The sequence below is a fragment of the Curtobacterium sp. PhB130 genome, assembly GCF_003755165.1.
Taxonomy (GTDB): domain Bacteria; phylum Actinomycetota; class Actinomycetes; order Actinomycetales; family Microbacteriaceae; genus Curtobacterium.
This window is the reverse complement of the sequence record NZ_RKII01000008.1, coordinates 124,893-144,867: the sequence shown is the minus strand read 5'-3', so window position 1 is coordinate 144,867 and position 19,975 is coordinate 124,893. Positions and strand designations below refer to the sequence as shown.

16 protein-coding genes are annotated in these 19,975 nt (G+C 71.6%); 7 read left to right on the top strand and 9 right to left on the bottom strand.

Translation table 11 applies throughout. From position 1 onward, the window contains the following. Positions 1-70: 70 nt before the first annotated feature. Positions 71-343, bottom strand: coding sequence for a mycoredoxin (locus EDF24_RS10710; protein ID WP_123653932.1), 273 nt, complete (start codon positions 341-343; stop codon positions 71-73). A gap of 59 nt (positions 344-402) precedes the next feature. Here EDF24_RS10710 and EDF24_RS10705 point away from each other — a divergent pair, with 59 nt between their 5' ends. Then, on the top strand, positions 403-1,932 hold the full coding sequence (locus tag EDF24_RS10705) for a CYTH domain-containing protein (protein WP_123702812.1): 1,530 nt from the start codon (positions 403-405) through the stop codon (positions 1,930-1,932). A 143-nt stretch (positions 1,933-2,075) separates the two neighbouring features. Here EDF24_RS10705 and EDF24_RS10700 read toward each other — a convergent pair whose 3' ends face one another. Next, positions 2,076-4,247, bottom strand: coding sequence for a S9 family peptidase (locus tag EDF24_RS10700; RefSeq protein WP_123702810.1), 2,172 nt, complete (start codon positions 4,245-4,247; stop codon positions 2,076-2,078). A gap of 9 nt (positions 4,248-4,256) precedes the next feature. After that, complete coding sequence (locus tag EDF24_RS10695) at positions 4,257-5,345, bottom strand: Fic family protein (protein ID WP_260233417.1); 1,089 nt, start codon at positions 5,343-5,345, stop codon at positions 4,257-4,259. A 206-nt stretch (positions 5,346-5,551) separates the two neighbouring features. On the opposite strand from EDF24_RS10695, the gene EDF24_RS10690 reads away from it, so the two are divergent. Then, entirely contained in the window at positions 5,552-6,751 is a 1,200-nt protein-coding gene (locus EDF24_RS10690) for an amidohydrolase (protein WP_123703461.1), read from the top strand. Positions 6,752-6,780: 29 nt separating this feature from the next. On the opposite strand, the gene EDF24_RS10685 is transcribed toward EDF24_RS10690, so the two are convergent. Together EDF24_RS10685 and EDF24_RS10680 are read right to left on the bottom strand one after the other, a co-directional pair. Continuing rightward, positions 6,781-7,671 carry an aminodeoxychorismate lyase gene (locus EDF24_RS10685; RefSeq protein WP_123653927.1) on the bottom strand — a complete coding sequence of 297 codons (891 nt, stop codon included), beginning with the start codon at positions 7,669-7,671 and terminating at the stop codon, positions 6,781-6,783. Positions 7,672-7,690: 19 nt separating this feature from the next. Beyond that, positions 7,691-8,041 carry a tryptophan synthase subunit alpha gene (locus tag EDF24_RS10680; RefSeq protein ID WP_123653926.1) on the bottom strand — a complete coding sequence of 117 codons (351 nt, stop codon included), beginning with the start codon at positions 8,039-8,041 and terminating at the stop codon, positions 7,691-7,693. 64 nt (positions 8,042-8,105) lie between these two features. On the opposite strand from EDF24_RS10680, the gene EDF24_RS10675 reads away from it, so the two are divergent. Both EDF24_RS10675 and EDF24_RS10670 read left to right on the top strand, forming a co-directional pair. Then, complete coding sequence (locus EDF24_RS10675; protein WP_165931564.1) at positions 8,106-8,621, top strand: 8-oxo-dGTP diphosphatase; 516 nt, start codon at positions 8,106-8,108, stop codon at positions 8,619-8,621. A gap of 138 nt (positions 8,622-8,759) precedes the next feature. After that, positions 8,760-11,531, top strand: coding sequence for a non-ribosomal peptide synthetase (locus EDF24_RS10670; protein WP_123702806.1), 2,772 nt, complete (start codon positions 8,760-8,762; stop codon positions 11,529-11,531). 332 nt (positions 11,532-11,863) lie between these two features. Here EDF24_RS10670 and EDF24_RS10665 read toward each other — a convergent pair whose 3' ends face one another. The 3 genes from EDF24_RS10665 to EDF24_RS10655 form a co-directional block, all read right to left on the bottom strand. Further along, the gene (locus tag EDF24_RS10665) at positions 11,864-12,148 is read right to left on the bottom strand and encodes a hypothetical protein (protein WP_123702804.1); all 285 of its coding nucleotides are present in this window, start codon (positions 12,146-12,148) and stop codon (positions 11,864-11,866) included. 19 nt (positions 12,149-12,167) lie between these two features. Continuing rightward, the gene (locus EDF24_RS10660) at positions 12,168-13,658 is read right to left on the bottom strand and encodes an ABC transporter permease (protein WP_123653922.1); all 1,491 of its coding nucleotides are present in this window, start codon (positions 13,656-13,658) and stop codon (positions 12,168-12,170) included. Between the two features lie 116 nt (positions 13,659-13,774). Next, the gene (locus EDF24_RS10655) at positions 13,775-15,463 is read right to left on the bottom strand and encodes a sodium:proton antiporter (protein ID WP_123653921.1); all 1,689 of its coding nucleotides are present in this window, start codon (positions 15,461-15,463) and stop codon (positions 13,775-13,777) included. A gap of 117 nt (positions 15,464-15,580) precedes the next feature. On the opposite strand from EDF24_RS10655, the gene EDF24_RS10650 reads away from it, so the two are divergent. The 3 genes from EDF24_RS10650 to EDF24_RS10640 all read left to right on the top strand — a co-directional run bounded on the left by EDF24_RS10650 (position 15,581) and on the right by EDF24_RS10640 (position 18,762). Next, the gene (locus EDF24_RS10650; RefSeq protein WP_123653920.1) at positions 15,581-16,837 is read left to right on the top strand and encodes an inorganic phosphate transporter; all 1,257 of its coding nucleotides are present in this window, start codon (positions 15,581-15,583) and stop codon (positions 16,835-16,837) included. Then, positions 16,837-17,133, top strand: coding sequence for a hypothetical protein (locus EDF24_RS10645; RefSeq protein ID WP_123653919.1), 297 nt, complete (start codon positions 16,837-16,839; stop codon positions 17,131-17,133). Before EDF24_RS10650 ends, EDF24_RS10645 begins: the two co-directional genes overlap by 1 nt. Before the next feature lie 141 nt (positions 17,134-17,274). Then, the gene (locus tag EDF24_RS10640) at positions 17,275-18,762 is read left to right on the top strand and encodes an aspartate ammonia-lyase (RefSeq protein WP_123653918.1); all 1,488 of its coding nucleotides are present in this window, start codon (positions 17,275-17,277) and stop codon (positions 18,760-18,762) included. A 4-nt stretch (positions 18,763-18,766) separates the two neighbouring features. Here the strand turns inward: EDF24_RS10640 and EDF24_RS10635 are convergent, their stop codons facing one another. Continuing rightward, complete coding sequence (locus EDF24_RS10635) at positions 18,767-19,846, bottom strand: YihY/virulence factor BrkB family protein (protein WP_185021638.1); 1,080 nt, start codon at positions 19,844-19,846, stop codon at positions 18,767-18,769. Positions 19,847-19,975 lie beyond the last annotated feature (129 nt).

The following is a 19,975-nucleotide window of genomic DNA, read 5'->3' as shown; positions in this document are numbered from 1 at the left end:
CGTGGTGCGGACTGCTTTCTGTTGTGCAATGGCCGGGCGCCGGCGTCGGCGTCCCGCGGGCGCCGCCGCGTCAGATGCGGGACTGCACCTCGGCGAGGGACGGGTTCGTCGCGGTGCTGCCGTCCGGGAACACCAGGGTCGGCACGGTCTGGTTGCCGCCGTTGACCTCGGCGACGAGCTCGGCGGTGCCGGGGGTCGCTTCGATGTCGACCTCCCGGAAGGGCACGCCGGCCTTCGACATCTGGTTCTTCAGGCGGGCGCAGTAGCCGCACCAGGTGGTCGTGAACATCGTGACGGCGCCGGCCTCCGGCACGAACGCGTCGCGGGTGATCGTCTCGCTCATGCGCTCAGGCTAACCCGCGTGGTTCGGAGCTCCCCGCACGGCCTGGTAGACAAGAGCGTGTGACGGACACGCACCTCGAGATCGAGCGCACGTACGACCTGCCCGACGGGGCCGACCTCCCCGACCTGATCGGCGCCGGAGGGATCCTGCAACTCGACCGCCAGGAGCCCTTCGAGCTCGACGCCACCTACTGGGACACCGAGCGGTACGACCTCGTCGCCTCCCGGGTGACCGTGCGGCGCCGGACCGGTGGACCCGACGCCGGGTGGCACATCAAGCGCGCCGAGTCGGACACGGTCCGGCACGAGCAGCACTTCCCGCTGACCGACGACCCGGACACCGTGCCGGTGGACGTCCTCGCCGCGCTGTTCACCGAACGCCGCGGCCGTGGCCTCCGCCCCGTCGTCCGGATCACCACGACCCGGACCGTCACCAGGCTCCTCGACGAGGACGGCGACCAGATCGCCGAGCTCGCCGACGACCGCGTCAGCGCGCAGCGCCTCGACGACGACGCCCCCGCCGACCCGCGCACCTGGCGCGAGGTCGAGGTGGAGACGGTCGAGGGCGTCGACCCGCAGATCGCCCACGAGTTCTTCGCATCGCTGGACGGCCGCTTCCAGGCCGTGGGGGCCGGCCCCGCCGCCGTCGCGTCCAAGCTGGCACGTGGGCTGGCAGGAGCACCGGCACCGCGCCTCCAGACGGTCGACCGACCCGAGAAGGGCACGACCGCACGGATCCTCACGAAGCGACTCCGGAAGCTGCGCTCCGCGCTGCTCGGCCAGGAGGCCCGGCTGCGGTCCGGTGAGAACGCGGAACTCCGGCAGACGGCCGCGACCACCCTCGAGATCGCCGCGATCCTCGGTGCGTACCGTCCGGCGTTCCCCACGACCGAAGCAGTGGACCGTGCAGCGGCAGCGGCGGACGACCTCGCCGGGGTCACCGCTCGCGCCGCCCTCGCCGAGTACCTGATCGAGCGGCTGCCGCGTGCCTCGACCCCGGCGCAGGACGCACTCGTCGACGCGATGACGCGTGAGCGGATCCTCGCGGCCACGCGCGAACGGCGCGACCAGGCCGTGCGCGACGTCGTAGCGGCCCTGCACGGCGAGCCGTTCCTGGAGCTGCTCGACGCCCTCGACGACGCGGTCGAGCGTCCCGCGCCGACGGAGTGGGCGCTGCGGTCGCCGAAGAAGGTCGCGCAGGACGTCTCCGCGACGGTGAAGCCGCACGTGCGGGAGCTCGTCCGCGACGCCGTCGCCGACGACACCTCGGACACGGCCGCCGAGCGCGAGACCGCCGATCGCGAGGCCACCGAGCGTGCGTGGCAGGGCACGATGCGGGCGCGGCTCGCGATGGACGTGCTCGGGGACGACGCGTTCCCGCACGCGCTCTGGAAGCGCATCGGGACCGCGGCGGACGTGCTCACCGAGCGGGTGCGGTCCCTGTACGCGCTCGACGCGCTGCGGACGAACGCCGGGATCGCGGAGCGTGGTGGCGAGGGCACGTTCGGGTACGGGGTGCTCGCGGGGGACCGCGTGCGTCTCGCCGAGGAGTCCTACGACGAGGCGGTGCACGCGCTCAACCGCGTGTGACGGCGGGGCCCCGGGCCGCGGGCGCGGGTCGCCGGTCGATCGAGTGCGCAGACGATGCGCGCGAAGGGGTGCTGGGAGCCCATTTCTGCGCACTCGACCGCGCCCGCCCGCCCGGGCCAGGCCGGGCCCGGGCCTGGCCCGGCTCAGCCGGCGGCGATCGGGGCTGCCGTGGCCGCCGCGGGGGAGACCTCGGCCAGCCCGAGCGTGTCGAGGATCCACGCGAGCTCGAAGGCCCGCTCCCGCCACGATGCGTACCGGCCGCTGACACCACCGTGGCCGGCAGCCATCTCGGTCTTCAGGAGCACGGGCGCCCCGACCTCCCGCAGCTTGGCGGTCCACTTCGCCGGCTCGACGTAGAGCACCCGGGTGTCGTTGATCGACGTGACGGCGAGGATCGCGGGGTACCGGACGTCGTCGCGCACGTTCTCGTACGGCGTGTACTCGCTCATGTACCGGTAGACCTCGGCGTCGTGCAGGGGGTCGCCCCACTCGTCCCACTCGATGACCGTGAGGGGCAGGTCCGGGTCGAGGATGCTCGTCAGCGCGTCGACGAAGGGGACTGCCGCCACGATGCCCGCGAACCGGTCGGGGGCGATGTTCGCGACGGCGCCCATCAGGAGTCCGCCGGCGCTGCCGCCCTCGGCCACGAGCCGGTTCGCGGTGGTGCGGCCGGTGGCGATGAGGTGGTCGGCGACCGCGACGAAGTCCGTGAAGGTGTTCTTCTTCGTGAGGGTCTTGCCGTTCTCGTACCAGTGCCGGCCCATCTCGCCGCCGCCGCGGACGTGCGCGACCGCGAACACGACGCCGCGGTCGAGCAGCGACAGGCGCATCACGCTGAAGCCCGGGTCGATGGAGTGCTCGTACGAGCCGTACCCGTACAGGTGCAGCGGTGACGGTGCGTCGGCATCGACGGCGTCACGGCGCCAGACGAGGGAGACCGGCACGCGGGTGCCGTCCTCCGCCGTGGCCCAGTCCCGCTCCTGCACGTAGTCGGCCGGGTCGTAGCCGCCGAGCACGGGCTGGCGCTTCAGCACCGTGACCTCGCCCGTCGCGAGGTCGAGGTCGCTCACTTCCGACGGCGTGACGAACGAGGTGAACCCGATGCGGAGCGTGGGCTGCTCCCACTCCGGGTTGCCGCCGAGGCCGGCGGAGAACAGCGCCTCGTCGAAGTGGACCTCGTTCGCGTCGCCGTAGCCGTCACCGTCGATCGGGATGATCGCGACGCGGGGGAGCGCCTCGGCCCGGTACTCGAGCGCGAGGTGCCCGGCGAACGCGTCCACCGACTCGATGCGGCGCTCGGTGTGGTGCGCGACGACGATGCGGCGGTCGGTCTCGGAGGTCGGGTCGTCGGCGGGGACGTCCACGAGCTCGAAGTTCTCGGCGCCGTCGTTGTGCAGGATGAGCAGCCGGTCGCTGCCACCGACGATGGCGTGCTCGATCTCGTACTCGACGCCGTCCCGGCGGGGCCAGACGACCTGGAACTCACCGGTGGGGTCGGCCGCGTCGAGGATCCACGCTTCGGAGGTGATCTTCGAGCCCAGCTCGATGACGATGTACTGCGAGGACCGGGTCACGCCGACACCGACCCAGTAGCGGTCGTCCGGCTCGTCGAACACGACGACGTCCTCCGTCGCCGCGGTGCCGACCGTGTGCCGCCAGATCCGGTCCGGGCGCCAGGACTCGTCCACCGTCGGGTAGAACACGAACCGGCCGGAGGGGTCGAACGTGGCACCGGAGCCGGTGTTCTCGACCACGTCGGGGAGGTCGTTGCCGGTGGTGAGGTCACGGATGTGCAGGGTGTACCGCTCGTCACCGGCGACGTCGACGCCGTACACCAGCCGGGTGCCGTCGTCGGTGATGTCGTAGGAGCCGAGCGAGAAGAAGTCGTGGCCGTCGGCGAGTGCGTTGCCGTCGAGGACGACCTGCTCGCCGGGGAGCGTCGCCGCGCCGTCGTCGAGCGTCGGCGGTGTCCAGTCGTCCGGGCCGCTGATCGGTGCGCGGCACTGGACCCCGTACTGGCTGCCTTCGCTGGTGCGGGTGAAGTACCACCACTCGCCCATGCGCACCGGAACGGAGAGGTCGGTCTCCTGCACGCGGCCCTTGACCTCCCCGAAGATGCGCTCCCGCAGTGCGGCGAGGTGCTTCGTCGACGCCTCGGTGTGGGCGTTCTCCGCTTCGAGGTACGCGATGGTGTCCGGGGACTCCTTGTCACGCAGCCACTCGTAGTCGTCGACGAAGTCGATGTCGTGGTGCGTTCGGGTCACCGGACGCTTCTCGGCGGTCGGCGGGGTGGTCGCTTCGTGCTCGCTGCTCACCGGTCCAGCCTAGGCCGCATCCCCGTACGGCTCCCCGCGCAGCACCGCTGCGCGCACCCGCTCGGCGAACGCGTCGAGCTCTGTCGCGACGCCGGTGACCAGCCACGCGCGGTTGCGGCGTCGGGTGGTCACCGGACGGATGACGCCGGCACGGATGAGACGGTCGACGTGGTCGTCGGTCGTCACGCCGGCCGCCGCAGCGAGTTCGAGCGCCCGGTCCTCGGTGAGGACCGGGTCGTCGAGCAGGCCGTCCCCGCCGTCGTCCGACGTGTGCTCGCCGAGGAGCAGCGCCGTGACCGATGCTTCGTCGCAGGCGGTGCCGACCGCGATCGCCAGGTCGGCGACGAAGTCGTGCACGGACCCGAAGCGGTACCGCACCAGGTGGTCGAAGTACCGCGCCCGGTCGGCGACCAACGCCGTCGCGACCGGTGCCGTCAACGTGGTCGTCAGCCCGCGCCGGCGGAAGACTGCGCCCATCAGCGCCCGGCCGATCCGCCCGTTGCCGTCGGTGAAGGGGTGGATCGACTCGAACTGGGCGTGCGCGATCGCTGCCTGTGCGATGGGGTGCACGTCATCGCGGGCGAGGAACGCGAGCAGGTCGGCCATCGCGTCGCTGACGAGCTCCGGAGGCGGCGGGACGTAGGTCGCGAGCCGCGGGGTGCTGCCACCGCCGATCCAGTTCTGCACCGTCCGGTAGGAGCCCGCAGCCCGGCCGTCCACCGGGTCGTCCCGCATGAGCTCGTGGTGTGCGGCGAGGATCGATCGCTCGGTGATGGCGCCGCGCCCGGCGTCCGCGCTCAGCCGACGAACGGCCGCGGTCGCGGCGACCATCAGGGTGGCGCTCGTGTTCGCGCGGATGCCCACGACGGCGCGGGCGTAGTCGTCGAGATCCGCGAGCTCGTCCTCGATCCGGGAGGACGCCACCGCTTCGGTGCGGGCGAGCAGGCCGGCGAGTGGCGCGAGCCGGGCGCCGTGGTCGTCGTCCAGGGTCCGGAGCGCATCGGCCGCGCGGTCGAGCAGGGCGAGGTCGTCCGGCAGCGGCGCGACCACGAGCTCGGCGATCCGGGGTGGGACCGACGCCGTGACGGACGTCGTCATCCGGTCGGCCCGCGGTCCCCGGAGCGCGCTTCGCCAGGGTCGCTCGGTCGTGGTGTGTCGTGGCACCTCTGCCAGTCGATCGTGTCCGGTCCGGTCCATGTCCGCCTCCTGTTCCCAGAACCGTAGGCACGAACGAGCGCGGGGCGCCAACGGTCTGTATTTCGCATTCCGGCTCCGTGTCGGATCCCCTCGATACGGTGGACGACATGACGAACTCCTTCGCGATCACCGGTGCCCACGTCGTCCCCGTCACCTCTCCGGAGTTCGACGGCGGAGCGGTCGTCGTCGAGGACGGTCGCATCACCGCGCTCGGGCCCGACGTGGTCCCGCCGCCCGGCGTCCCCGTGGTGGACGCCGCCGGCGCGTGGCTCCTGCCCGGCTTCGTCGAGGCGCACGGGCACGTCGGCATCCACGAGGAAGCGAACGGCCCGGCCGGCAACGACACGAACGAGCTCACCGGCCCGAACCAGGCGGCCGTCCGCGCGATCGACGCCGTGGACATCGACGACGAGGGCTTCCGGGACGCCCTGTCCGGCGGCATCACGGCCATCGTCGTGAAGCCGGGCTCGGGCAACCCCATCGGCGGGCAGTCCGTCGCGATCAAGACGTGGGGCGGCCGCACGATCGACGAGCAGCTGATCTCCGACGCCGTCAGCGTGAAGAGCGCCCTCGGCGAGAACCCGAAGCGCGTCTACGGCGACAAGGGCCAGACACCGTCCACACGGCTCGGCGTCGCGAAGGTCATCCGAGAGGCGTTCGCGGCCGCCGACCACTACCGGAAGGCCCGCGCCGCAGCGGAGTCGAAGGGCGAGCCGTTCGAGCGTGACCTCACGAAGGAGACGCTCGCCCGCGTGCTCGACGGCGAGCTCGCCTGGGACCAGCACACCCACCGCCACGACGACATCGCGACCGCGATCCGCCTGTCCGAGGAGTTCGGCTACCGCCTCGTCGTGAACCACGGCACCGAGGCGCACAAGATCGCCGACGTGCTGGCGGCGAAGGACATCCCGGTGATCTACGGCCCGCTGTTCACGAGCCGGTCGAAGGTCGAGCTCCGGGACCGCGGGATCCCGCACCTCGCGGCGCTCGCCGCAGCCGGGGTGCGGGTGGCGATCACGACCGACGCACCCGTCGTCCCGATCGCCATGCTCGTCACCCAGGCGACCATGGCCGTGCGGGACGGACTCCCGCGTCAGACGGCGCTCGAAGCGCTCACGACGAACCCGGCGACGTTCCTCGGGTTCGGGGACCGCGTCGGCCGGCTCGAGGCCGGGTACGACGCGGACCTCGTGCTCTGGTCCGGCGATCCGCTCGACGCGACGAGCCGCGCGAACCGCGTGTGGATCGACGGCCGGCAGGTGTTCGAGTGGGCCGACGGCGTCGGCGTCACCACCCCGCGCTGGTAGCGGCGCCCGCACCCGCACCCCGCGCCCCGTCAGGACTCGCGCGACAGCAGGAACTCGTTGATCCGCTCCGTGAGCGGCAGGTCCATCGCCCGCTCGTCCCCGTTCACGAGCCGGATCGGCGCCGCCTGCCGCACGCTCGACACCAGCCACAGGGCGTCAGCGGCCCGGAGGTCGTCGAGCGTGACGAGCTCGTAGGCGGTCTCGATGCCCTCGGTCTCGGCGAAGCGGAACACGTCCGCCTGGGTCGTCCCGGCGAGGATCCCGATGTCGGTCCGCGGCGTCACGAGCCGGCCACCGACCGACAGGATCAGGTTCGCCCGGGTCCCTTCGAGCACGTAGCCGTCGGTCGAGACGAACAGGGCGTCCTCCGCCCCGCGACGGACCGCTTCGCGGAGGGCGGCCATGTTCACCGCGTAGGACAGCGTCTTCGCGCCCTGCAGCAGCCACGGGGAGGTCCGCTCGACGTCGTGCCGGTACCCGCGGTCGAGCGTGACGACGGAGATCCCGCGGGTCCGTGCCGCGGTGGAGTCCCCGGACGCGGCCGCGTACACCCAGCCCGTCGGCCGGTCCGAACCCTCGACGCCGCGGGTCAGCACGGTCTTCGCGAACGCCTCGTGCACGGGGTCCAGTTCGGCGCAGACGGCTTCGATCGCGCGGCGCCAGGCGTCGAGGTCGGGCAGCGGCAGGTCGAGCATGCGTGCGGAGCGGACGAACCGGTCGAGGTGCGCCTCGAGTGCCTGCGGCCGGCCGTCGACGACCGTGATCGTCTCGAAGACCCCGTCGCCGCGGATGATCCCGAGGTCCTGCACCTGCACGTGTTCCTCGAGCGGGGCGGCGAAGGTGAACGCGTCGGCGGACGGGTCGTGCGGCGCGGCGTCACGGGAGGGCTGGTTGAGGACGGCGAGCACGGTTTCGGTCATGCACCCATCCAACCCCACGTCACTGCTGCTTCGGCAGGGCGCCCATCAGTTTCCAGACCGCCTCGGTGAGCTCCGGGTGCTGGAGCGCGATGCGGCGCAGGCGGTGGTACTCCTCGCCGAGCTGGGTGCCGTGTCCGGACGCGGGGTGCATCGACCACTGCGCGCTGCGCTGGCCGATCGCCGCGTCGAGTTCGAGTGCCTCGGCGCGGAGGATGAGCACGACCTGCTCGTCGACGGTCGGCAGCATCGGCATGAAGTCCCACGGGTCGTCGCCCTGCCGGGAGCGGTGCTCGACGATCATCGAGATCTCCTCGGCGGCCTCCGCGCGCAGCACTTCGAGGCTGCGCCCGAATCGCCGGTGCTCAGCCATGGTGCCCCCGCAGCACGCCTGCCATGGAACGAGCGTACGCCAGATGATCGGCCACACTGGACACGTGAGCGAGCGCGACGAGACGAAGAACCAGCACCCCCGCGTGGTCGTCGTGTACCTGCTGCGGGACGGCGCCGAGGGCCCTGAGGTCCTGCTCGGCGAGAAGCGCCGCGGGCTCGGGACCGGTCGGCTGGTGGGGCCCGGCGGCAAGCGTGAGCCGGGGGAGGCGGCGGTCGAGACCGCCGTGCGCGAGGTGGCTGAAGAGGTCGGCCTGCGGCTCGACCCGGCCGATCTGGAGGCTCGTGGCACGTTGGACTACCGGTTCCCGTACCGGCCGTCCTGGTCCCAGGTCTCGGACGTGTTCGTCTGCCGGCACTGGTCCGGCACCCCGACGGCGAGCGACGAGCTCGAGCCGCGGTGGATCCCCGTCGACGCGGTGCCCTACGCGGCGATGTGGGACGACGCGAAGTACTGGCTGCCGGCCGTGCTGGACGGCGGCACGGTGGACGCGCGCTTCACGTTCGCCGAGGACGACGCGACCGTCGCCGGCTTCACCGGGGTCGGGGTCGACGCACCGTAGCGGCACCGCACGGGGCACCTGCGGCTTGTCGCAGGAGTCGCGCGGGTTCCCGCAGGTGCCCCTGCCTGCGCGCCGACCCGCAGAGGACCCGAGTTACCGTCTGGTGCAGATCAAAGTCCAGCATGGTAAGGGGACCACGTGCTCAGCTCGACCGAATCCATTCCCGTCGTCGCGACGCCGCCCACGACGCCGTACACGGCCGCGCGCTCGGACCACGCCGGGGCACCGGTCCCGCCGTCGTCGCTGCTCGCCGGGCTCGCCGCAGTCGCTTCGCGCACGCCGGACGCACTCGCCGTCGCCGACGAGCACACCGAGATGACGCACCGGGAGTTCGACCGCGTGACACGGGCGCTGGGGGCGCTCCTGCACGACCGGCTGACTCCGGACGACCACAGCGGCCGCGGGGTGGGAGCCGAACAGCACGGCGCCTCCGTCCCGGTCGGCGTGATGGTCTCGCACGGGGTGGGGTCCGTGGTCGCACTGCTCGGGCTCGTGCACGCCGGGCGGATCATCGTCGCCCTCGACCCGTTCCTGCCGGAGGCGCGGCTCCACCACGTGATGACGCTGGCCGGCATCGTCGACGTGATCGCGGACGAGACGCACACCGCGCAGGCCGAGGCCCTGGTGACGGAGCCGGGGACGGTCCTCCCGTTCGGCGCCCTGCTCACCGAGGCCCGCGCCGTCGCGGCGACCGACGCGGCGATCCCCGCGGTGCCCGGCGCTGCGGAACGCGGCGGGCGTGACGCACTCGACATCATCTTCACCTCCGGCTCCACCGGTGCCCCGAAGGGGGTCGTGACGACGCACCGACAGGCGCTCGTCGACACGGTGGCGGAACGTGAGCTCTTCCGCCTCGTGCCGGAGGACCGGATCGCCTCGGTGCTCCCGCACGGGTTCGCGGCGGGGTTCATGCTCGTCCTCTCCACGCTCCTCACCGGAGCGTCCGTGCACGTCGTCGACCCCCGACGGACCGGGATCGACCGTCTGCTCGCCTGGATCGAGAACGCCCGGCTGACGACGCTGCACACCACGCCGCACCTGGTGCGGTCGGTGGTGGCAGCACTCGACCCCGCCGACACCCGCCTGCACGGCCTGCGGATGGTCGCGACCGTCGGCGAGGCCATCACCGGCGCGGACATCGCCGCCCTCCGACCGCTCCTCGGGTCGACCGCGTCGTTCTTCAACTGGACCGGTTCGAGCGAGACGAACGTCTACGCCGTCAACGAGATCGCCGCCGGCGACCCGATCCCGGAGCGGAACATCCCGTCCGGCCGCATCGTGGCCGGCAAGCGCGTCGTGCTCCGCCGACCCGACGGCACCGTCGCCGACGTCGGCGAGACCGGCGAGATCGTCTGTGTCTCCGACGCCCTGACGACCGGCTACTGGGGTGCGCCCGAGGTCACCGCGGCGCGCGCCGGGGTCACCGAGGACGGCACTCCCACGTGGTCGGTGGGCGACCTCGGCCGCTTCGACGAGGACGGACGGCTCACGCTCCTCGGCCGGGCCGACGACGCCGTGAAGGTGCGCGGGTACCTGGTCGAGCCGAGCGAGGTGGAAGCCGCGCTCCGCACCGTCGACGCGGTGCAGGAAGCCGCGGTCATCGCGGTGAAGGCACCGCCGGCGCCGACACGCCTCGTCGCGTACTTCGTCACCCGGCCGGGGCGCCGTGCCCCGTCGCCCGCAGCGATCCGCAAGGCACTGCGCGACCTGCTGCCGGACTACATGGTCCCGACCGCGATCGTGCCGATGACCGTGCTGCCCCGCAACGAGCGTGGCAAGGTCGACCGGGCGAAGCTCCCGGAGGCGCCGTCGCTCGCGATGACCATCGGCGCCGACGGCGGTGCCGGGATCGACGAGGACACCTACGACCAGTGGGAGCTCGCCGTCGCACAGATCTGGTCCGAGGTGCTCGGGCTCCCCGCAGTCGGCCCGCTCGGGCTCCCCGCCGTCGGGCTCGACAACGACTTCGCGGCACTCGGCGGCGACTCGCTCTCCGCGGAGGAGATGCTCGCCGCCGTGCAGGACCGCCTCGGGGCGGACCTGCCGTCCTCCGCGCTCCTGGAGGACCCGACGGTCCGCACCTTCGCCGCCCGCACGCGTCGTGGCGCCGCCGCCGTCCCGAGTCACCCCGACATCGTGACGCTCTCGGACGGCGCGGACAGCACCGAGGAGGCGCTGTTCTGCGTCGCCGGCGCCGGCGCGCTCGGCCTGACCTACGTCCCGCTGACCCGTCGGCTCGGCGGCCGTGCCGTGTACGCGTTCCAGCAGCACGGCCTCGAGCGCCGGTCCGTCCCGGACTGGAGCATCGACGCGATGGCCCGCCGCTACGTCGAGCTCATGCGCGTCGTGCAGCCCCGCGGCCCGTACACCCTGATCGGGCACTCCTTCGGTGGTCTCGTCGCGATCGAGATGGCCGCGATCCTCACCGCGGCCGGGCAGGAGGTGCGCCGCGTGGTGCTCCTGGACACCTACCTGCCGGAGCAGTCCGCGGAGCAGGCGGACCGCGTCGAGTTCGGCGAGCTGGACCTCGGCCAGTCGACGCGGCGTGCCTTCCCCGGCATCGGGAAGGCGCTCGCCGACCGGACCGCGGCGTTCCGGAAGCGGGCCGTCACGCCCGTTGCCCAGCTCGGACGTCACGCACGTGCCTACGGAGCGGGGGTCTTCAGCTGGAAGGGGCAGCGCCAGTTCCGGGCGTTCTTCGACCACGCGCTCGTCGTGTCCCGCCGGCACCGCCCGACGGTCTACGCCGGGGACGTCACGCTCGTGATCGCGGACGGCAACGAGACCGGCGCGGCACGGTGGGCGCCGTTCCTGACCGGCGCCGTCGACGAGGTCCGTGTGCACTCCGAGCACAGCTCGGTGCTCCGCGAACCGCACGTCGCCGACGTCGCGGCCGCGCTGTCGCGCTAGCGCGCCGCGTTCGCGCGCCCGCCCGGCGCGCCTGCGCCTGTCGAAACGCGCGTAGGGAGTCGTTTCGCGCGTAGTGGGTCGGAAGTTTCCACCTCCCGCGCGCGAATCACCTTCCCAGCGCGGTCGTCATGGGAAGGAACGGACGGGAGGCCCGGTGCCAGCTGGCACCGGGCCTCCCGTCCGTCCCGTGGTGCGGCGCGAGACGCCGCTGAGTCCCCGAGACGCCGCTCGACGCGCGAGACGCCGCCGGAAGCGGCGGCGTCTCGCGCACCGAGCGGCGTCTCGTCGGGCGCGAGCCCGCGAGCGGGCGCGCGCGAGCCCGCGCGCCGGCTCTAGCGGGGCTGCTGGGTGCGCGTGCTGCCCGTTCGCGCCTGTTCGGCGGCGGCCATCACGTCGGCGTCGCCGCTTCGCCCACCGAGCGGGCGCACGAAGAAGTCGATGATCCCGAACACGATCGCGCCGACCATCGCGAACATCGCCCAGCCGACGAAGAGCCCGGCGGTGTTGCGGCCGTCCGCCGGTGCGAGCACGACGCTCGCGACGTAGAGCACCACGGTCAGCGCCAGCAGGACGACGACGAGGGTGATGAGCAGGCGGTGCCAGGCGGAACGGGTCATGATCGGCCCAGGATACCGCTCAGCGTGCGGCGTGCCGACTGTGCGGCTTCTCCGTGGAACGCTGCTCGGTGGAGCGCTGCGGCGGCTGCTGGCGGATCACCGGGATCCGGCCGGTCGTCAGCGGCTCGTTCTCGAGGCCGTCGCGACCGCCCGTGAAGACGTCCCCGCCGGCGCGTTCGTCCTCCCAGTCGGACTCGCGCAGGACCTGCAGCGTCCCCGTCTCGGTCGACGAGAGCCCGTGCCGCTCGAGCTCGGCGTCGCGCTGGCTGCCGAGGAACTCGCGGTTCGCCGTCTGGGCGTCCTGGAACATCGTGGTGCGCCCGGTGACGATCGCGCGGATGCGGCGGCGCTCCCACCACATCTTGCCGAAGTACATCAGCACCAGGCCGGCGCCGGCGTAGCAGGCCATCGTGATCAGCCCACGGGCAGGGCCGGGGCCGACGCCGTAGATCTGGTGCTTGATCATGTCGACCATGCTCGACCCGACGACGACGTTGTTGAGCCAGGCGAAGGGCTCCGGCATGAACCACTTCGGGTACGCGCCGCCGGAGGACGGCATCGACAGGAAGACGAAGCAGATCATCGCGGGCGCGGCGATGAACCGGCCGACGAAGTAGCTCAGGCCGTTCACGGCGAGGCCGATCGCGACGATCCAGCCCCACGCGATGAGGACCAGTTCGATCCAGTGCCCGTGGATCGCACCGACGACCGGGCCGGCGAGGGTGTTCGTGATGAGGGAGATGACCAGGCCGCCGACGACGATCACCGTCATGCGGGTGCGGTGCCGGAGCGGGCCGCCCATGATGCCGATGAACATCGCGACCATGTAGCCGCCGATGCACCAGGCGAGCATCACGTACATCGCCACGGTGCCGTACTCGTCGTACGAGGGCAGTGCCGCGAGCTCGGTGACCTTCGGCGTCGCGACGCCGATGCCGGTGAGCACCGCGGACAGGGTCGCCGGGACCAGGCTCGCGACCTGGAACTGGTGCGCGCTCGCCTTGAAGAACTCGTTCGTCGACGGGTCGTACGCGACCGCCATCGACCCGGCGAGCACGTCACGCTTGGCCGCGATCAGCGAGTCGTACGTGTGGAACACGAACTCCCCGGGGAGGGCCTTCTGCACCGCGGCGATGAACGTCGGGTCGCTGCCGACCAGGGCGATCGGGACGTCGTGCGGGTGCGGGGCGTGGAACGCGAAGACGTAGCAGAGGCAGAAGCCGACGATGAAGAAGAGCGGCATCCAGAGCTGCAGCCCGATGAGCTGCAGCGACGGGTGCAGGGTGCCGTACCAGCGGCGGTACGCGCTGATCTTCTGCGGTGCGGGGACCGGGGCCTGCCGGCGGGGCGTCGGACGGCTCGAGCCAGCGACCTTCGCGCCGCGACGGGGCTTCGTCCCGCGGGCCGACGGCCTGGTGCTGCGCTGCTTCGGCGCGGACTTCGGTGCCGACGACCCGGGACGTTCCGGGGTGTCGGTGTGCTTCGGGACGTCGTTCCGCGGCGTGCTCACTCGGCGCTGTGCTCCTGGTTCTCGTGTCGGGTCAGTCGAGGATACGCCGCACGACTGACCGCGGTCCGGGGGAGCGCACGCCCGGGCAGGCGCTGATCGGCGCTGCCCGGAGCCCGCTACGAGCGGCTGCGGGAGGCCTGCGCGGAGTCCATCGCGAGCTCCTCCGCGTCGAGCGTCACGAGCACGCGGCGCATCACCTCTTCGTCGAGGTTGCCGCGCTCACGCTCCTCGAGGACGATCTCGCGCCGCCGGTCGAGCAGCTCGCGCCGGATGTCCTGGATCTGCGAGCCGCGGAGCCGCACGGGGGCGTTCCGTTCCTCGGACTCCTCTTCCTCGGCGTCGCGCCGGAAGGTCTCGGCCTGGCGCTCGAGCCGGAGCTTCAAGCGGTTGACGACGGTGTCGACCGCCTCTTGCCCGAACTGCTGCGCCCAGTCCGGGCGGCGCTTGTCGAGCAGCTCGATCGCCGCTTCGGTGGTGCGCTGGTTGAGACGCATCTCGCTCCGGATGTCCTCTTCGCCCTCGGCCGGGTCCTGCACCTTGAGGGCGCGGATGACGAACGGCAGCGTGAGGCCCTGCAGCAGCAGCGTGCCGACCGTGACGAAGAACGCGATCACGAAGATGGTGTCCTGCGCCGGGATCTTCGTCGGGCTCGCGACGACCGACACCGCGGCCGCGAGCGTCACCACGCCGCGCATCCCCGTCCACGAGATGACGGTGAGCTCGCGCCAGTTCAGCTTGGGTTCCGCCGAACCACGCATCCACCGCAGTGACCGATGCCCGCGGGAGAGCTTGATCCGGAGCGGTCTGAGCCATCGGCCGTTGAAGCGGTTGCGCACGTAGGACTCGAACACGAACGCCGGCCGCACCAGGATCACCACCGCGAGGACCACGGCCGCTGCCGTGACGACCTGCCCGAGACTGCGCTCGCTCTCGACCAGGTCCTGCACGACGCTGTTGAGCTGCAGCCCGATGAGCGCGAAGACGAACCCCTCGAGGATGACGTCGATGCTCGTCCAGAGCGGGCGCTCCTGCAGCCGGGTGGCGTAGCCCTCCTTCGGCGAGTTGTAGCCGATGTAGAGCCCGGCGGTGACGACCGCGATCACGCCGGAGCCGGAGAGGTCCTCGGCGAGGACGTAGGCGACGAACGGCAGCAGGATGCTCATGATCGTCTCGACCACGGGGTCGTTGATCCGCATCCGGATCCAGTGCACGAGGACGCCGAGCACGATGCCCACGACGAGCCCGACGCCGATCGCGAGCGCGAAGATCCCGAGGTCCTGCCAGATGGTCAACGAGGCACCGGCGATGATCAGGGTGAACACCCGGACCAGCGTCAGCGATGCGGCGTCGTTGATCAGGCTCTCCCCGGACAGCACCGTCATCACCCGGCGGGGGAGCCCGAGCTTCCGCCCGATGGCGGCAGCGGACACGGCGTCCGGCGGGGCGACGATCGCGCCGAGCAGGATCGCGGCCGGCCAGGTCATGTCCGGGATGAGGAAGTAGGCGGCGGCGCCGACCGCGAGCGCGGTGACGATCACGAGCAGGATGCCGAGGCGGCGGATCTGCTTGATGGAGGTCTGGAAGCTCTGCCACGAGACGTCGAGCGCCGCCGAGTAGAGCAGCGGCGGGAGGACCACCGTCAGGATGATCTCCGAGTCGATCTCGATGTGCGGCAGCCCCGGCAGGAAGGACGCCGCGAGCGCGACCGCGGTGACGAGCAGCGGTGCCGGGAGGCCCTTGGCCCGCGCGAACCCGGTCACCGCGAGCGATCCGATCAGCAGGATGAGGAGCTCCACGGTGTCCATGGGACCCATTCTCCCATCGGCATGCTTCCGAAACTGAACGAGTCTGCAGGGGGAGCCCGGGACGAGTTCTCGATCAGGTTTGCTCGGAAGCCCCCGGATGCGGAACACTGGCCCGCGGTGGACATCACACTCATAGTCGTCCTGGTCATCGCGTTGGCCCTCTTCTTCGACTTCACAAACGGTTTTCACGACACCGCCAACGCGATGGCGACACCGATCGCAACCGGGGCCATGAAGCCCAAGGTGGCGGTCACGGTCGCCGCGGTGCTCAACCTCGTCGGTGCGTTCCTCAGCACCGCCGTCGCGACGTCGATCTCGCACGGCCTGATCAACGAGGGGCCGGGTGGCGTCGCCATCAGCCCCGAGATGATCTTCGCCGGGCTGATCGGTGCGGTGGTCTGGAACATGATCACGTGGCTGCGCGGGCTGCCGTCGTCGTCCTCGCACGCGCTGTTCGGCGGGCTGATCGGCGCCGCGATCGTCGGTGCCGGGTTCGACTCGGTGAACTACCTCGCGCTGATGACCGTCGTGATCATCCCGGCGTTCCTGTCCCCGGTCATCGCGGCGTTCGTGTCGTTCCTGTCGACGCGCATCGCGTACCGGATCACGAAGCGCCCGGTGTTCCCGAACGAGCGCGGCGGCTTCCGCATCGGCCAGATCTTCACCTCGTCGATGGTGTCGCTCGCACACGGCACGAACGACGCGCAGAAGACGATGGGCGTCATCACGCTGACGCTCATCGCGTCCGGCGCGCAGAGCTCGAACAGCGGTGTGCAGCTCTGGGTCGTCGTCGCCTGTGCGCTCGCGATCGCCCTCGGCACGTACACCGGTGGCTGGCGCATCATCCGCACGCTCGGCTCGGGCATCACCGAGATCCGCGCGACGCAGGGCTTCGCCGCAGAAGCCTCCACCGCCGCCACGATCCTGGCGTCGAGCCACCTCGGCTTCGCGCTGTCGACCACGCAGGTGTCGTCCGGCTCGATCATCGGTGCCGGCCTCGGACGCCGCGGCTCGAAGATCCAGTGGTCCACCGCCGGCAAGATCGTCATCGCCTGGTTCATCACCCTGCCGGCCTCGGCCGCGGTCGGCGCGGTCGCGTCCGGACTCGCCCGCTTCGGCATCGTCGGCCTGGTCCTCGACGCCGTCATCGGTGCCGTCGTGATCCTCGGCCTCTACCTCTGGTCCCTCCGGAAGCCGCACGAGCAGGCCGCCGCGATCGAGATCGACGTCGCCGCGAACGCGGTGTACACCCGCAAGGAGCTGCGCGACCTGCAGCGCAAGAAGCGCGCCGAGAACGTCGCAGCGCGCCGCGCCGAACTGAGCCGCGAGCGCACACTGCGGCGCATGGCCGCACGCAAGGGAGGCCGTCGCTGATGGGCATCGACTGGCTCGCATTCGTCACCGTGGCGCTCGTCGCCGTGGTCTCCTCGTGCTTCGTCGTCGCCGTGTACTCGGTCGGCCTCCGCTTCTGGAGCGCCGCCGACACCCGCGCCGGCAAGTTCACCGTGAAGGACGACGGCACGATCGGCCCGGCGACCGTCGGGTTCCCGAACCCGCAGGGCGCGACCGCCGCGGTCCGGGCGTTCCGCTCGCTCGCAGTCCTGTGTTTCGCGGTCTGCGGTGCGGTCGTCCTCTACGGCATCTACCTGATCGTCCCGCAGTTCCACTGAGACGTCCCGTCGACGCCGGGCCGGTTCCGGACCGGACGGGAGGCTCGGGTCGGTGCTGACCCGTGCCTCCCGTCCGGCGCCACCCGCGTCGCGCACCGCGCGCTCCCGGACCGGCCAGACGGACTGGGCTAGCCTCGTCACGTGAACCACGACGAGGAGGCGCACGTGAGTGCTGGTACCCGCACCGAGACCGATTCCCTGGGCTCGAGGGAGGTGCCGGCGGACGCCTACTGGGGGATCAACACCCTCCGGGCGCTGGAGAACTTCCCGATCACGTCCGTCCCGATCGCGGTGTACCCGGACCTCATCGAGGCCCTCGTCACCGTAAAGCAGGCCGCCGCCCGTGCGAACAAGGCCATCGGCGTGCTCGACGAGGAGCGCGCCGACGCCATCGACCGTGCCGCGCAGGAAGTCCGCGACGGTGCCCTCCGTGACCAGTTCGTGGTCGACGTCGTCCAGGGCGGCGCCGGCACCAGCACGAACATGAACACGAACGAGGTGCTCGCGAACCGGGCCCTCGAGCTGCTCGGGCGCGAGAAGGGCGACTACGCGTACCTGCACCCGATCGACCACGTGAACCGCAGCCAGTCCACGAACGACACGTACCCGACGAGCGTGAAGCTCGCGATGATCTTCGGCGTCCGGCGGCTCATCGACCAGCTCGAGCAGCTCTCCGAGGCCTTCGCCGAGCGCGGTGCCGCGTTCGCCGACGTGCTGAAGGTCGGGCGCACCCAGCTGCAGGACGCCGTCCCGATGACCCTCGGGCAGGAGTTCACCGGCTTCTCGCACACCATCCAGGAAGACGCGGTGCTGCTCCGCCGCGTCACGCCGTTGCTCGCGGAGATGAACCTCGGCGCGACGGCGATCGGCACCGGCATCACCGCGGACCCGCTGTACCGCGACGAGGTCCGTCGGCAGCTGCAGGACGCCAGCGGCATCGACGTCGTCACCGCGCCGGACCTCATCGAGGCGACGAGCGACGCCGGCTCGTTCATGACCCTCTCCGGCACGGTGAAGCGCAGCGCCGCGAAGCTCTCGAAGATCTGCAACGACCTCCGGCTCCTCGCGTCCGGGCCGCAGGCCGGGTTCGGTGAGATCACGCTCCCGGCGCGACAGGCCGGGTCGTCGATCATGCCGGGCAAGGTGAACCCGGTGATCCCGGAGGTGGTGAACCAGATCGCGTTCGCGGTCGCCGGCGCGGACACCACCGTCACGATGGCGGCCGAGGCCGGGCAGCTCCAGCTGAACGCCTTCGAGCCGATCATCGCGCACTCGATCATGCAGTCGCTGCAGTGGATGACCCGGGGCTGCGCCACGCTCCGAGAGCACTGCATCACCGGCATCGAGGCGAACGAGGCCAAGCTCGCCGCGCAGGTCGACACGAACGTCGGCGTCGTCACCGCCCTGACGCCGTACATCGGCTACGCGGCCGCCGCCTCGATCGCGCACACGGCGCTGACGACCTCGACGCCGATCTCGACGCTCGTCACCGCGGCGGGACTGATGGACGAGGACCAGGTGCAGCGCGTGCTGAGCCCGGCGCGGCTGTCCGGCATCGAGCTCGCGACGGGCGCGATCCCGGTGATCACCGAGGAGATGTTGGACGCCGAGGCGAACCGCAAGCGCTGACCGCTCAGGGGAGCGGCGGCTCGCCGACGCGCACCTGCGTGGCCACGTCGCGCAGATGCTCCTCGCGCGGTGTGGGCGGTTCCTCCCGCGGGAGCTCCTGCGCCGCCGTCCGGACGGCGTGCGCGGCCGCCACGTCGGCGTCCCGCCACCGGGCGAGCGTGAAGTTGCGGGTCACGTCGCGGAGCGGCAGCCGGATCGCCTCGTCCGCGTCGATCCCGGCGAGGAGCTGCCGCATCCGGATCACCTCGGAGTCGAGCTCACCGCCGACGACGAGCACGAAGTTCGAGATGTAGAGGTAGACGAGCAGCAGGAGCGCGCCGCCGAGCCACCCGTATGCCTTGTTGCCGCCGCCGATCGTCTCCACGTACAGCGCGAAGCCGAACGTCGCGACCGCCCACGTGCCGATGGCGAAGCCCGCGCCCGCGGAGACCCAGCGGAGCTGTGGGGCCTTCACGTTCGGCGTCGCGTAGTACAGCACCGCGACCATCACGACGAGGTCCACCGCCAGGACGGGCCACTTCGCGATGTTCCAGAGGTCGTCGATCCAGTTCGCCCAGCCGAGCTGGTAGACCACGGCCGCGGCGATCGTCGGGGTGCCGAGCAGGATGACGATCGCGATCGCACCGCCCGCCATGACGAGCAGCGTGACGAGGAGCATCATGCTGCGGAACTTCCAGATCCGGCGTCCCTCCTCGACCTCGTACGCGGTGTTCATCGCGCGGCCGAACGCGGTCGCGTAGCCGGAGAGCGACCAGAGGGTCAGCACCATCCCGATCGCGAACCCGAGGCCCGGGTTGTCGAGGGTCAGCAGCTGGCGGAGCGGCTGTTCCAGGTGCGCCGCGGTCTCCGGGCGGACGATGAACCCGAGGATCTCGATGATGTCCGACAGGCTGTCGCCCTGCCGGTCCACGATCGACAGGCCGGACACGACGGTCAGCGCGGTCGGGAACACGGTCAGTAGTGCGAAGAACGTCAGCGACGCGGCGGCGTCCACGACGCGGTGCCGGATCACCGAGTGGTAGGTACGACGCGCGACGGCGCGGACCCCGGTCCGCTGGAGGTCGCGCGTCCCACGTTCCGGCATGCACATGAATCTACCGGTCACCTGTCGTCTCCCGGCGCGCGGTGGGCCGGTTCGGTGCCGGACGGGAGGCCCGGGTCGGGCTGGCACCGCTCCTCCCGTCCGGTCGTGGTCGCGACCACGGCGCGTGGT